This window comes from Duncaniella muricolitica (genome assembly GCF_910574735.1).
Classification (GTDB): Bacteria; Bacteroidota; Bacteroidia; order Bacteroidales; family Muribaculaceae; genus Duncaniella; species Duncaniella muricolitica.
Genome location: NZ_CAJTCF010000002.1, coordinates 1 through 14,215 on the forward strand (window position 1 = coordinate 1; position 14,215 = coordinate 14,215).

A 14,215-nucleotide genomic window follows, 5' to 3' on the forward strand; every position below is an offset into this window, starting at 1 on the left:
ATCTTCCGCTCGCAAATGCGCGGTGTCCGAGACCGCGATTTCTTCATCTTCCGCCTGGTCAAACTGTACGCTTGAATATTTAACACTTCGGTCTACTCAATTTAACATATGCACTGGAATTTCGGCTTGGGCCACATTGGCTCAAGCCGAAATTCCGGTGCATGTAATTTTCAGAAAATTGTTAAATTTGCGGTATGAAAACATCGGAAGCATTCTGGATGTTCTTGCCCCAGGGGCTGGACGAACTGTTTGAGATGGTGCGCTTCGAACGTACAGAACAAGCATATGACATATGGCTTGATGAGAAAAAGAGACTGTCAGATGAAGACTATCGTAATCCGCACATAGTTGCGCGAGGCTATACAGAATACGTTACAATACAAGACTATCCGATGCGCGGACGCCCCGTATTCCTGCACATGCGCAAGAACAAATGGTGGGACAGGCAGACCAATGAAATCTTCAGTTACAACCTCGAGCTCCCCAACGAGGAAGGCACACGGCTCAGCGCAGAGTTCGTGTCTTTTTTAAAAGATGAAGGTGGAGACGACGGCACTGTCGATTAAGCACATAGCGCAGATGTACTGCGCCAACGGCAAGTATTTCGCGGATTTATACCGCAACAGGATAAGTGGTTATGCCGCCTGGTGCGAACATGAACTTTGCTGCGGCTTTTATTTCAATGCCGCCAATATTGGTCCGTACATGAGCCTTGACGAGACATGCCTGAGCAACGGCGAGGTATGGACCTTCCTGACCAACAAGGACGGCCACGGCGGCAAGGGCACGCTGGCTGCGGCCATCCCCGGCACGAAGAGCGACGAGATTATATCCATACTCATAGCAGCCATGAGTAAGTCAGTCAGGCGCAAAGTAAAAGAGGTTACCTGCGATCTGTCGCCGTCAATGATGCTGATAGCAGGTGAAGTATTCTATAACGCCCATGTGGTCAATGACCGTTTTCATGTACAACAGGTCTATAATGAGGCCGTTGACGAAATCCGTATCGACATACGCCGTCAGCTCATCGCCCGGGAGAACCACCGCGACAGATCAGAGCCGCCGGTAACGTACTCCAACGGCGAGACCATGCGTCAGATACTTGCGCGCAGCAAGCACACCCTGATGATGTCACAGAACAAATGGACTGACATCCAGCGTCATCGCGTAAACATTCTGTTCAAATATCATCCCATTCTCAAGAGTGCATATGCTCTGGCAATGGAACTGAGACGGATTTTCAACGCTAAAATGACACCGACAAAGGCCATCGGGCGGATGAACAGGTGGTATGAAAAAGTAATGACATTGGGCAACAACAACTTCCGCTCTGTCATCAAGACATTCAAGAATCATGCTCCGACCATCCTCAACTATTTCCGCCGACGTGCGACCAATGCCTCCGCCGAAGCCTTCAACTCTAAAGTCAAGATCTTCCGCTCGCAAATGCGCGGTGTCCGAGATCGCGATTTCTTCATCTTCCGCCTGGTCAAACTATACGCCTGAATATTTAACACTTCGTTCTGCTCAATTTAACATATGCACCGGAATTTCGGCTTGAGCCTTTAAATCCACACACTATAAGAGGTTGTGTTATAATCAACACAACCTCTTATATCAGCGGAGAGAACGAGATTCGAACTCGTGGATAGGATTGCTCCCATCGTCGGTTTAGCAAACCGGTGGTTTCAGCCACTCACCCATCTCTCCTTAACCAAGGAAAAACATTCCGGCCGACGCTTCGGCCTCATTTTTCGTTTTTGCTCTGCAAAGGTAGATGTTTTTAATGTCTTGACCAAATTTTTAGCGATATTTTTGACGATTCATTCAAAAAATAAATATTCCGACTGTCTGCTTTCACTAATTTATTATAATTTTTACATTTTTCGCCCGATTTATTTGCAATGTTTAAATTTTATTACAATCTTTGCAAAACGACCAATCATATACACGACTTATAATCTACAAATCATTATGTTCAGATCCATTACCTGCACTTTACGTTCAGTGGCGTGTCTCTTGACAGCACTATTTCTATGCCAGACTATCAATGCCGACGCACAATCGACCAGCCGATTCTTGAAAATAGACAAATCTATGCTTGAAACAATGATTAACTCAGGCACATTCGATTCGGCATTGCCATTTCTTATCGTCGCAGAAGATGAAGGTGTGGCATTAGGCTCAGAACTTAACAGCACATCCACATCAATACTCGCCAAAGCAGTCACCTTACGTGACGGATATGCCGAGACAGACATGGACTATAAGAGCTTTGTCTATGAACCTTATTATATAGGGACGTCCAAACGCTACGACGGTTGGGAGTTTAACCTCTTGAATCCTACAAAATATGAGCTCGGAACCTCGACCAATAAATTCATTTTCAGCACACAAGCGAAAATCATATTTACATTCATTTTTGATGACACTGACGATAGCCGATTGCAGATAAAATCACAATATTATAAAGACGGCACATACTATGGCATCAACTATGTCGGTCCTGGTGACAACGAAGGTTTCAAATTAACTGATGATGACTCAAAAAATCTCTCGCTCTATTGTATTGACTACATGAACGCCTCGTCGGTCGAACATAGCGACAATGATATTACCATAACATTTAATCCTGATAAGGATTTTAGATATAATTGCTATATAAACTACATTCTTAACGACGGTAGCGAAGTGTCCATGTCTGACCTTCTATTATCAACACATAGCGAGAAAATCGACTGGAAAGGCTATAAATCAGGACCGCTTGAAGTCTCACTGCCAAATTATGACCCTGAAGCCACTACATTATGGACTCTCCTGACACTACCTCAATCTCCCGGCCAGACAAATCTCCCATTTGGTCCCATATATCGCGCAACATACTCCGACATCAGCACCGGCCTGACCGCTCCGGCCGTGGCTGACGCTGAGGAGGCGACTCCCGTCTACTATACCCTGCAGGGCATACGCGTCTCTGAGCCATCGGCTGCCGGTGTCTATTTGTGCCGGCGCGGCGCGAATGTGACCAAAATTATTGTCAGATAACACATCGCGACTGCCATATTTGTCAGTATAGTTTAACACTATTTGTCAGTTTTGGCCTTTGGCATTGATTTTGCTATTTGTTATATAGACAACGTATAACACAAACAAAACCACAAATATAATCATGCAGAAAGGACAAATAGGAGTAACGACCGAAAACATATTCCCGGTCATCAAAAAATTCCTCTATTCCGACAATGAGATATTTCTCCGCGAACTTGTAGCCAACGCCATCGACGCCACCCAGAAGCTCAAGACCCTCTCGTCATTCGGCGAATACAAAGGCGAGCTCGGCGAAATGCGTGTCGAAGTCAAGGTCGACAAAGAAGCCGGCACACTCACCGTCACCGACCGTGGCATAGGCATGACTGCCGACGACATCAACAAATATATCAATCAGATAGCCTTCTCAGGCGCGGAAGAGTTTGTAAATAAATACAAAGACAACGCCAACTCCATCATCGGCCACTTCGGCCTCGGCTTTTACTCGGCCTTCATGGTGTCGAGCAAAGTCGAGATACGCTCGCTCTCCTACAAGGAGGGAGCCGAAGCCGTGAGTTGGACATGCGACGGCTCGCCCGAATACACCATGGAGCCGTGCGACAAATCGACACGCGGCACCGAGATAACCCTCTGGATCGACGATGACAACAAGGAATATCTCGAGCAGGCACGCATCGACCTTCTGCTTAAGAAATATTGCCGTTTCCTCCCTGTGCCCGTTGTCAGCGGCAAGGAGCAGGAGTGGAAGGACGGCAAATATGTCGACACCGACCGCGACAAAGTCATCAACGCCACCGAGCCTGCATGGACCAAAAAGCCATCTGAACTCACCGACGAGGATTACCGCAACTTCTATCACGAGTTGTATCCCGGACAGGAGGACCCGCTCTTCTGGATACACCTCAACGTCGACTATCCCTTCAACCTCACCGGCATACTCTACTTCCCCAAAATCAAGAGCAACCTCGACATACGCAAAGACCGCATCCAGCTCTACTGCAACCAGGTGTTTGTCACCGATTCGGTCGAAGGCGTTGTGCCCGAGTTCATGATGCTCCTGCAGGGAGTCATCGACTCGCCCGACATCCCCCTCAACGTATCCCGCTCCTATCTCCAGAGCGACCGCGCTGTCAAAAAAATATCGGGATATATAACCAAAAAGGTAGCTTCACGCCTCGAGGACCTCTTCAAAGCCGACCGTGCCGACTTCGAGTCAAAGTGGGACGACATCAAGATTTTCATCGAATACGGCATGCTCACCGACGAGAAATTCTGTGACGCCGCCCTCAAGTTCACACTCCTGCGCGACACCGAAGGCAAATATTTCACCCTTGAGGAATACCGCACCCTCGTCGAAGCCTCGCAGACCGACAAGGACGGCAACGTGGTCTACATCTACGCCACCGACCCCGTAGAGCAATACAGCTACATCGAGGCCGCCAACGCCAAGGGCTACAACGTCCTGCTCATGAACGGTCAGCTCGACGGCCACTTCCTGTCGATGCTTGAAAACAAGCTCGAGAAGACGACCTTCGTGCGTGTGGACAGCGACGTGGCCGACAACCTCGTGCCCAAGTCCGACAAAAAAGACTCCGGCCTGTCAGCCGACCAGATCTCACTCCTCACCACCATATTCCGCTCCCAGCTACCCAAGCTCGAGAAGAGCGAGTTTATGGTCTCGTTTGAATCACTCGACCCCGCAGCCAACCCCGTGCTCATAACCCAGAACGAGTATATGCGCCGCATGAAGGACATGGCCGCCACCCAGCCCGGCATGGGTTTCTATGCCGAACTGCCCGACAACTATAATCTCATCGTCAACACCTCGCAGCCACTCGTGGCACGCATACTCGGCGAAGCCGAAAAGGCTCTTGACGAAAAAATATCGCCCTTGCGTGCCGCCGTCAACGCTGACAACGAGCAGCTCACAGCCGTCCGCGCCGAGGTCAAGGACAACAAGCCCACTCCCGAGCAGGACGCCCGCGAGAAGCAACTCATGGAGTCAGTCGAAAAATCGCGCAAAGAGCAGGAGAGTATCATCTCCGACTACGCGCACGGCATCCCGCAGGTCAAGCAGATGATTGACCTCGCCCTCCTCGGCAACGGTCTCCTCCAGGGCCGCGAACTCAGCGACTTCATCCGTCGCTCGGTCGAGATGCTCTGACCATGTAGCCAAGCATAGAAATAATCTCTTTGAAACCCGCCTGTGTTTAATCTAATTAACACAGGTGGGCTTTATTTTTGCCCATGCCCGGATATATCTTTGCAGTGTCAACCCCATCACACCCCATCACACCTCATCACCCCCTTTACACACCCCTCTTACTCACCAACCCAACTATCTATCCGCCATGTCAACACCCGTCTACATCTCTCCGCGCGTCATCGACACCGTCACTTCACTTCCCATTGAAGACCGCATCCCCATCAGCAACGCGCTCAGCATGGAATTTATACTCGGCATCGACCCTACCGACACCCTCACACCCATGCAAGGCATGCTCTATGCCATGATAAAATTTTACGTCACACAAGACACCGAGCGCAACCGCGCCGCCACCTCATCGGCCGACCCCTCGTCATTCGAGCCATACCGCTGCGCCCTCGGCTGACAGACCCGTGTAGACACACACCGCGTAGCGGTAGCCTTTCTCCCGGCCGACCTCCATACGGGGCTCATATGTGACTCCGAGCAGAAAAGCAGCATCGATGCCGTCGCCGCTATCGTCCATGGCGTCACGCGGCAACACTTCGACAGGCACGGCATACACCGTGTAACGTCGCGCTCCGGTTGCCGGCCTCCACGACAACTCGCCGTCTCTTAAGCGCAGCCTCTCCACGCGTCCCGCCTCATCCTCCGACCCATCAGCCACACGCGGCGACAGCGACGGAAAGGCAAACGGTCCCCCGGCCAGCACCCCCTCCACCTTGGGCAGAAACTTCGCGCTATATATCATCGTGCCGAGATTACCGTCTACACTCACCCGCCTGTTACACTCTATCTGTCTCAGAAGGTCGGCACGGTGCTCGGCCAGACTCCCCTGTCCGATGCGCTCGAGCGTCACACTCGGATACATATGCGAGCCATAGAGGTTGGCCGACACGTTCCACCACCGCGACAGAGGCTCATAGGGAGCCGTGACATGCGTCGTGGGCCAATAAATCTGAGGCGACACAAAATCGACCGTTCCCTGATACATCGTCCCCAGCGGGTCGGAGTAAATCTCGCCATATTGCCAGTCGGCAGCCTTGACTCCGACATACTCCTCGCCCCATTTGCCGCCCGAAGCGTCAGCCTTGCCGGCCACACCCGCAGGCGAGATGCCAAATCGGACATAAGGCTTCGTGTCGGCAATCATACATTTCACGTCGGCCACTGTCTTATGCACATTGGCCCTGCGCCAGTCACCGAAACTCATCCACGGAGCCTCCGACATGTACAGCCCATAGTCGGGCGCACTCTTGTCCTCGGGTATGCGGTTAGGATAGAAATAGTCGTCAAAAATCAGTCCGTCAATATCATAACCCTCAACAATCTCGCGGCATATATCCACCACATGTTGCCTCGCATCCTCAAGACCGGGATTAAACACCGTATACTTGCCGTGGGTCAGCAGCCATCCCCGCTTCTTCCACTCCCGGTCGGCCGGAGTGTCATAGTCTGTGCCCGACGACCATCTGAACGGATTGACCCACGCATAACACTCCAGTCCGCGGGCATGACACTCTGCCACCACCCACTCCAGCGGATCCCATCCCGGGTCGGTGCCGCGCCGTCCGCTCACAAACGAGCTCCACGGCTCTGTCTGCGAACGATACATCACATCGGCCATCCCCCTCACCTGAAAACACACTGTCGTAAGATTGAGCCTCCGGCACCGGTCCAACAATACACTCATCTCGCGCTGTTGCCGCTCACGCACAGTCGCGTCAGCACCCTGACACGAAGGCCAGTCTATGCCCCACACCGTGGCAATCCACACACCGCGCATCTCTCTCTTGGGCGACGAGGCCGACGCCCCGATACCGACAGCCAGCAGCAACGCCGACAGCAACAACGCGCGCAGTGCGCGCAACGACCTATTCACACTAATTTTAAGCATAATCAATGCAAAATTAACACATTTTTCAACAATTATCGCCCGCATGATTGGCCTTTTTCACAAAAAATGACTAATTTTGCGAGTTGAAACGCAAACGCTCCGGCAAGCACACCATTATAATTATGTACAAATACCTCTTAATACTGCTCGCGGCAATCGCTGTGACATCCTGTGGCGAATATCAGCGCGTGCTCAAAAGCAACGACGCCGACTATCGCCTCGACTTTGCCAAACGGGCATTTGAAGAGAAAAAATACACTCAGGCCGCAACCGCGCTCGAAAACGTCCCCCAGGTATTCAAAGGCTCCGAGAAAGCCGAAGACGCCCTCTTCCTGCTCGCTCTCGCCAACTATGAAAACAAGGACTACGAGACCGCCGGCACATATTTCAAGCAATATTATACACGCTACCCCAAAGGCAAGCACACCGAGCTGGCCCGCTTCTACACAGGCTACGGCTACTATCTCGACTCGCCCGACCCTCAGCTCGACCAGTCCGGCACCATCAAAGCCATACAGGAGCTTCAGGCTTTTCTCGACTACTTCCCGCGCAGCGACAAAGTATCCATTGCCCAGAACTCCATCTTCGAGCTCCAGGACAAACTCACCCTCAAGCAGCTTGAAAACGCCCAGCTCTACTACAACCTCGGCACCTATCTCGGCAACAACTACGAAAGCTGCATCATCGTAGCCCGAAACGCCATCAAGGACTATCCCTACTCCAAATACAAGGAAGACCTCGAGCTCCTCATTCTCAAAGCCAAATATCAGGAAGCACGCGAGAGCGTAAACGAAAAAAAAGCCGACCGATACTCCGAAGTGGTCGACGAATACTACTCGTTTATCAACAACTATCCCGACACCCCCAACCGCGAGGAGGCCGACAACATCTTCAAGATTGCCAGCCGATACATCAAGGAATAGTCACTCCGCCCCCCTTGTCATAGAATAGAAAAAACATATCGTATATACCACACAATGGACTACAAGAAGACCAACGCACCTCTCAACACTCAGACCCGCGACCTCATCTCAATGAGCGAGGACACCGGCAACGTATACGAAACCGTCTGCATCATCGCCAAGCGTTCCAATCAGATAGCTGCCGAGATGAAGCACGACCTTGAGAAGAAGCTCCAGGAATTTGCATCTCTCAACGACAACCTTGAGGAAATCTCCGAAAACCGCGAGCAGATCGAAATCTCACGCTTCTACGAGCGTCTCCCCAAGCCCACCCTCATCGCGACACAGGAGTATCTCGACCACAAGATTCACTTCCGCAACCCCGCCAAAGACATCGACCAGGACTAAACACCCTGAGCTGTCGCAGTGCGACGATGAAAAAAAATCGTCACGCTGTTGCGCAAGTCAAAAATTATCACTAAATTTGCACGCTCTTTTGAGCATAATATATTCATTTTATCCACTTTTAAACATCTGTATCAATGCATTTGAATTCTGATGAAAAAGTAGAAATCTTTGAGAAGTACGGTAAGGGCAAAACTGACACTGGCTCGCCTGAAGCACAGATTGCATTATTCTCTGTCCGTATCGCTCATTTGACCGAGCACCTTCGGTCAAATCATAAAGATTATACGACCGCACGAGCACTCAAGGCTCTGGTAGGTAAGCGTCGTCGTCTTCTCGACTACCTCATCCGCAAGGACATCAACCGCTACCGCGCCATCATCGCCCAGAAGGAGCTCGGCATCAGAAAGTAAATCCCCTCAAAAGGATTCTACTTGAAGATCACACCAACCGCTGTCAAGCCACATGCCTGACAGCGGTTGTCGTATATATATATATTTCACACACATGGCTCAAGCCGAAATTCCGCTATATCATAAATTAATCCCTGAGGAGATACAAAAGTTGCATAAGCTCAATAAGAAACAAAAGTTTTTTTATTTCAGTGCATAAATCGGTTGCCCTCCGCACAGCATCCCATACTGTGACCACACCCTACCCCGCACGGGCGTCCGCGACCGTACAGACATCCCACGCATACTCCCCCCACATCCCGCACGGGCGTCCGCTGGCATTCCAAGCATGCCACATCCCGTCCCGCACGGGCATCCGCTGGCATTCCAAGCATGCCACATCCCGTCTCGCTCGGGCATCCGCTGGCATCCCACGCATACCACATCCCGTCCCGCACGGGCGTCCGCAGGACGCAGATTTGATAGTAACCAGGTACACCGAAGCGCAGCGAAGGTGTGCCTGGAATAGTATACAATAAAAATGATGTCCGACAGGACATCGGTTTACGTGAGAGGATGCTGTATAGCTATCGCACCCGATAATCGGCATCCTGTCGGACGCCATCATTGTATTGAGTCATTAGTCCGAGCACACCTCCGCTACGCTTCGGTGTACCCGGACTACGTCCCGCGGATGCATCAGTCGCTCAATTTAATCCTCAGACATATAACCGACATTTCGGCTTGCATAGTTTTATGATTTATCTGCCTCCGGCGGTCGAGCGGTCGGCATTGGCGTCGACATTAATGAGCTTGTCAGCCCCTCTTTTTTGCCGACCCCACTGCAGGTTATAGCTCACGGAGATATACGGCATACGCATATTTATACGCATATGCTGTTCATTACGATTCCACTTACTCAACGATTTGCTGCCTTGGTCATATTTGCCGAACGGCATAATTACTCCGGCTCCAAACCGCCATGACTTCATGTTATAGCTTAAATCAATAATATTAATATCCTCCCCCCATGAGATTTTCTCACCCCACAGGTCACGCTGCGACCGCTTGTATTGACCGCTGAGGACAAAGCCCCAGTGCGCGAGACCGATTTGAACATCACCGCTCCAAGCATTGCTATGCTGCGTGTATCCCGCACCGCGCATACGCTCCATTCGGAATTGTATATAACCGCTCGCCATAAGCCAATCAGGGATAATCTCGATCTGAGGAGCAAAGAATAATGAAATATTCTGCAATCCCCGGCTGTTCTCATAGGTAGTGATCAACCTGTCATCCATCCAATGCAGCACCGGAGTGATAGCATTGGGCGAGGTAAAAGCCCTGACACCGAAAGAGCCGTTGACACGTGGCAGATTAAAGCCATAGCGAAACGTCAGCATATAAGAGTTGGCGGTCTTGAGCTCCTGATTGCCCACACGCCACTGAAAACCATCAAGCTGCTGTGGCACAATATTGGTTTCGGACAGCGACGGAGAGGATTGCCATGAAGTGAAATTAAGTCGGAAATTATGGTTCTGATTGAGTGAATAGGTGATTGTGGCCTGTGGACGCGGGCTCCAGGTGTGATTGCCTTGATTGGTTTCCTTAAACAGAAAATCGGTATATTGCACACCCATTCCGGCTGTGGCTGTCCATCGGCCGAAATGATGAAAGTATTCGGCAAACAGATAGACTTTATCCTGACGCTGATGAAATATGTCACCACCGAGATTTTCATACTGCGAACGGTTGCGATTGGCCGTATACGAAGCCCCGGCGGTAAATCGGCCGTTGCGCCAGCTCTTGATATAATCAGCCTCTATGGCATAAGCCTGATTGCGGTCCTTGATATTGGTATGAATATCGGTCACATAACCTGCGGCACCATTAATCTGCTCCATATAATCCGAAAAAGAGCGGCCGAAATAAAACGAGCTGTTGAAATTGACTACAAACATCTGCCTGTTGGCAAAGTTCTGTTGCCAGTATAACGAAAGCGATGGAGTGCTGCCATTGTTGCCATGCGAGTCAGTCAACAATATGTTGTCCGAACCGTCGCTAAGCGAGAGCACCCCCCTATAGGTGGTTTTATCCGCGATATTACTGTTCAGATTAAACTCGGCCATAAAAACCGTCGTATCAGGCTTTATGTAATTATATGAAGCCCAGGCGCGGGCCTGACTATTATCCAGCGAGCCGCCTCGCGATGATTCGTTACGTGTTAGCGATGAGCCGTCGGGATAAGTGAACGTCTCGACATAGTCGCGGTGGGTTTTGATTTTATTGGTGAGCTTGTAGTTGCCGCCGACCTCCCATTGCGAACGTCCCACATTGAATTTTGCATCAGCCATATAAGCTCCCCATGCGGCATTGAGAGCCGGGCGCGCCTCAGTCTGCAAAGAGCCGCCGACTGTCGGATTGGCGACAATGAAATTCACCACACAGTTGGCACCGCCGTAACGAAGACCGGGATTGTCAATCCATTCTACACGCCTGATAGTTTCAGGCAACAATGCGCGCACTGCGTCAATTGACGATTCCCTTCCGTTGATGCGCACCTGCACGGATTGTCCGGCCGACTGGATTATGCCAAGCTGGTCACTCACGGTCAGTGAGGGTATCATCAGATTGCTCAGAAGCTGCATACCGTTTCGCGAGTTAGCCACCGCACTCTTTGACGGATGATAGACATCCATATCGGCCTTGCGTATTACCTTTGGTGCCCGGACCACGATCTCACCAAGTTCCCTGACAGCTATTGTATCCGTTGCCGACTGGGCGGATGTGATGACCGGCACCACGGCAGCCGCCATGACAATCAAGAGTTGATTTAAGAAAGTCGTTTTCATATTGCGATATATTTTTATGATTTTACACCGCAAAATTACACCCAAATCCATCTTAACGCCAAGAATAAAAATCTTAACAAGCCCCACATAACACTCTGTAAATCAACGATAGTCTTATCTAAAAGGTTAAATCCGATTCCTCACCACCCAAATATAACCTAAAACAGTGATGCCCGGACAAAAAAACGGGTATACAAAAAAACGGGACTGTATTCTTCATACGAATACAATCCCGTTTTATTCTGTGTCGTATCAGAGTGGGCTTATGCCTGAGCGGGCTCCACGTTGATAAACTTGCGACCTTCCTTGCCCTCGGTGAATACTACTACACCGTCGATGAGAGCGAAGAGAGTGTGGTCCTTACCCATACCCACGTTGAGACCGGGATGGTGAACGGTGCCACGCTGACGCTTGAGGATGTTACCGGCTTTGCAATGCTGACCGCCGAAAATCTTTACACCGAGTCGTTTGCTTTCTGACTCACGGCCGTTCTTAGAACTGCCGACACCTTTTTTATGTGCCATTTCTTTTTAACTGATTTAGGGGGTTAAGCTACAACTTCTTTGATTAACACTTTGGTGAAGCACTGGCGATGGCCGTTCTTGCGACGATAGCCTTTGCGACGCTTCTTCTTGAAGACGATTACCTTCTCGCCCTTTACAAGAGGCTCGAGAATCTGGCAAACCACCTTGGCACCCTCTACGGTGGGGGCACCTACTTTTACTGCGTTGTCGGCTTCAGCGAGGAGCACACGGTCAAATTCTACTGTGTCACCTTCTTTGTGAGCATCGCCGAGATAGTGAACATACAGGAACTTCTCAGGCTCTGCCTTGAACTGCTGTCCCTGGATTTCTACGATAGCGTACATCTGTTATTTTGTTGTATTACAGGTTATACCTTCGGGCGAACAGCCGTCTTTATTCTTTCGGCCGTTACTTAGACATGCCCAGTGAGGCTAAATCGGTTGCAAAATTAGCTATTTATGCCCAATCGGCCAAATATTTAGGCCAAAGAATTTTATTTATGTTAATTTTTTCAGTCATATGACGATTTTTTGGTTACTTTGCATAATGATTCCATAATGAAACCATAGGTGCATGAACAGTAATAATACTAAGAAACTCGAACAGTTGAGCAACGAATCAGTGGGCCGTCTCTTGTGGCGATACAGTCTGCCGGCCGTGGTGGGGATGCTCGTGATGTCGCTCTACAATATCATCGACCGCATATTCATCGGCCAGGGCGTAGGGCCCGAAGCCATCGCCGGACTCGCCATCACGTTTCCGGTGATGAACATCTCGGCCGCCCTTGGCGTACTCATCGGAGCCGGCGGTTCGGCCCGTATATCCATTCTGCTCGGAGCCAAGGACTATCACGGAGCGCGTCGCGTGCTGGGCAACGCCCTGACGCTGATGACAGCCATAGTGGTCTGCTACCTTACGGTGTTTGCCATATTCATCGACGACATTCTCACCATCTTCGGTGCGAGCGAAGTCACATTGCCCTATGCCCGCGACTATATGCTCTACATACTGCCGGGCCTGTTCATGACCAACTTCTCTCATACCTTCAACAACTTCATGCGCGTGTCGGGCTACCCTGTCAAGGCGATGGTGACGATGTTTATCGGTGCGGGAGTCAATGTAGTGCTCGACCCTCTGTTCATATTCCACTTCGGGTGGGGCATCAAGGGTGCGGCCATCGCCACCGACATATCCATGGCCGTGTCGGCACTCTTCGTGATGCGCCACTTCTTCACGTCATCCTCAGTGCTGCACTTCAGCCGCGACCCGTGGATGTATCGTCCCGACCTTAAAGTCATCGGCTCGATTGTCGCCATCGGAGCGGCACCGTCGCTCGTCAACGCGGCCGCCTGTTTCATCAACGTGATTATCAACAAGACCCTCTACACCCATGGAGGCGACATAGCCGTGGGTGCCGCGGGTATATTTACCTCCTACACCTCACTCATGACCATGGTTGTCGTAGGACTATGTCAGGGCATGCAGCCCATCATCGGCTACAACTACGGTGCCGGACTGCTGTCACGCCTCAAGCGCACCTACTGGCTGGCCGTCGGAGCCTCGACACTCATAGTGACGGCGGGCCAGTTGGCCGGACTCATATGCCCGTGGTACATAGCCCGGGCCTTCACGTCCGACCCAACGCTCATCGACCAGACCGTGAGATGTCTGCGCATATCGCTCACAGCCTTTACGGTGGTAGGATTTCAGATCATATCCACCACACTCTTTCAGTCGCTCGGCAAAGCGGGGGCATCGGTATTTCTATCACTCGCACGTCAGGTGATATTTCTAATTCCGCTGCTGTTGCTGCTGCCCGACCGCTACGGGCTCGACGGTGTGTGGATGTCGTTTCCGATGTCCGACTGCCTGGCCACAGCCGTGACGGTGATAATGGTCTCGCTCGAACTGTCGCGTCTCAACCGCGCTGTCAAAGGGCAGACTCAATCCAATCTTTGCACCGATTCTTTGGAATCATAGCGCATAATT

At 50.9% G+C, this 14,215-nt stretch carries 13 protein-coding genes and 1 tRNA gene; 9 read left to right on the forward strand and 5 right to left on the reverse strand.

The genetic code is table 11. The annotated features are described in order from the left end of the window. Nucleotides 1-194 precede the first annotated feature (194 nt). Both QGT73_RS00440 and QGT73_RS00445 read left to right on the forward strand, forming a co-directional pair. Nucleotides 195-566 (forward strand): ISAon1 family transposase N-terminal region protein, encoded by a 372-nt coding sequence (locus tag QGT73_RS00440; protein WP_280120996.1) that lies wholly within the window; start codon nt 195-197, stop codon nt 564-566. Beyond that, nucleotides 535-1,506, forward strand: a complete 972-nt coding sequence (locus tag QGT73_RS00445; RefSeq protein WP_280120997.1) for an ISAon1 family transposase — start codon at nt 535-537, stop codon at nt 1,504-1,506. Before QGT73_RS00440 ends, QGT73_RS00445 begins: the two co-directional genes overlap by 32 nt. Before the next feature lie 115 nt (nt 1,507-1,621). On the opposite strand, the gene QGT73_RS00450 is transcribed toward QGT73_RS00445, so the two are convergent. Continuing rightward, a tRNA-Ser gene (locus QGT73_RS00450) sits at nt 1,622-1,710 on the reverse strand. 399 nt (nt 1,711-2,109) lie between these two features. On the opposite strand from QGT73_RS00450, the gene QGT73_RS00455 reads away from it, so the two are divergent. The 3 genes from QGT73_RS00455 to QGT73_RS00465 all read left to right on the forward strand — a co-directional run bounded on the left by QGT73_RS00455 (nt 2,110) and on the right by QGT73_RS00465 (nt 5,660). After that, nucleotides 2,110-3,045 (forward strand): hypothetical protein, encoded by a 936-nt coding sequence (locus QGT73_RS00455; RefSeq protein WP_280120998.1) that lies wholly within the window; start codon nt 2,110-2,112, stop codon nt 3,043-3,045. A gap of 124 nt (nt 3,046-3,169) precedes the next feature. Next, entirely contained in the window at nt 3,170-5,212 is a 2,043-nt protein-coding gene (gene htpG / locus QGT73_RS00460; protein ID WP_280120999.1) for a molecular chaperone HtpG, read from the forward strand. Between the two features lie 187 nt (nt 5,213-5,399). Further along, nucleotides 5,400-5,660 (forward strand): hypothetical protein, encoded by a 261-nt coding sequence (locus QGT73_RS00465; protein WP_280121000.1) that lies wholly within the window; start codon nt 5,400-5,402, stop codon nt 5,658-5,660. On the opposite strand, the gene QGT73_RS00470 is transcribed toward QGT73_RS00465, so the two are convergent. Further along, a complete protein-coding gene (locus QGT73_RS00470; RefSeq protein WP_280121001.1) occupies nt 5,628-7,151 on the reverse strand; it encodes a glycoside hydrolase family 10-like protein in 1,524 nt (507 codons plus the stop codon). The genes QGT73_RS00465 and QGT73_RS00470 overlap by 33 nt on opposite strands. 122 nt (nt 7,152-7,273) lie before the next feature. On the opposite strand from QGT73_RS00470, the gene QGT73_RS00475 reads away from it, so the two are divergent. The 3 genes from QGT73_RS00475 (at nt 7,274) to rpsO (ending at nt 8,871) form a co-directional block, all read left to right on the forward strand. Next, nucleotides 7,274-8,074 (forward strand): outer membrane protein assembly factor BamD, encoded by an 801-nt coding sequence (locus tag QGT73_RS00475; RefSeq protein ID WP_280121002.1) that lies wholly within the window; start codon nt 7,274-7,276, stop codon nt 8,072-8,074. Between the two features lie 54 nt (nt 8,075-8,128). After that, nucleotides 8,129-8,461, forward strand: a complete 333-nt coding sequence (locus QGT73_RS00480; RefSeq protein WP_123618141.1) for a DNA-directed RNA polymerase subunit omega — start codon at nt 8,129-8,131, stop codon at nt 8,459-8,461. Between the two features lie 134 nt (nt 8,462-8,595). Beyond that, entirely contained in the window at nt 8,596-8,871 is a 276-nt protein-coding gene (gene rpsO, locus QGT73_RS00485) for a 30S ribosomal protein S15 (protein ID WP_123618142.1), read from the forward strand. A gap of 740 nt (nt 8,872-9,611) precedes the next feature. Here the strand turns inward: rpsO and QGT73_RS00490 are convergent. The 3 genes from QGT73_RS00490 to rplU form a co-directional block, all read right to left on the reverse strand. Next, nucleotides 9,612-11,702 carry a TonB-dependent receptor plug domain-containing protein gene (locus QGT73_RS00490; RefSeq protein WP_280121003.1) on the reverse strand — a complete coding sequence of 697 codons (2,091 nt, stop codon included), beginning with the start codon at nt 11,700-11,702 and terminating at the stop codon, nt 9,612-9,614. Between the two features lie 263 nt (nt 11,703-11,965). Next, entirely contained in the window at nt 11,966-12,226 is a 261-nt protein-coding gene (gene rpmA, locus QGT73_RS00495) for a 50S ribosomal protein L27 (RefSeq protein ID WP_123618144.1), read from the reverse strand. Between the two features lie 23 nt (nt 12,227-12,249). After that, complete coding sequence (rplU, locus tag QGT73_RS00500) at nt 12,250-12,570, reverse strand: 50S ribosomal protein L21 (protein ID WP_123618145.1); 321 nt, start codon at nt 12,568-12,570, stop codon at nt 12,250-12,252. 229 nt (nt 12,571-12,799) lie between these two features. Between rplU and QGT73_RS00505 the strand changes: the two genes are divergently transcribed. Continuing rightward, nucleotides 12,800-14,206 (forward strand): MATE family efflux transporter, encoded by a 1,407-nt coding sequence (locus QGT73_RS00505; RefSeq protein WP_280121004.1) that lies wholly within the window; start codon nt 12,800-12,802, stop codon nt 14,204-14,206. Nucleotides 14,207-14,215 lie beyond the last annotated feature (9 nt).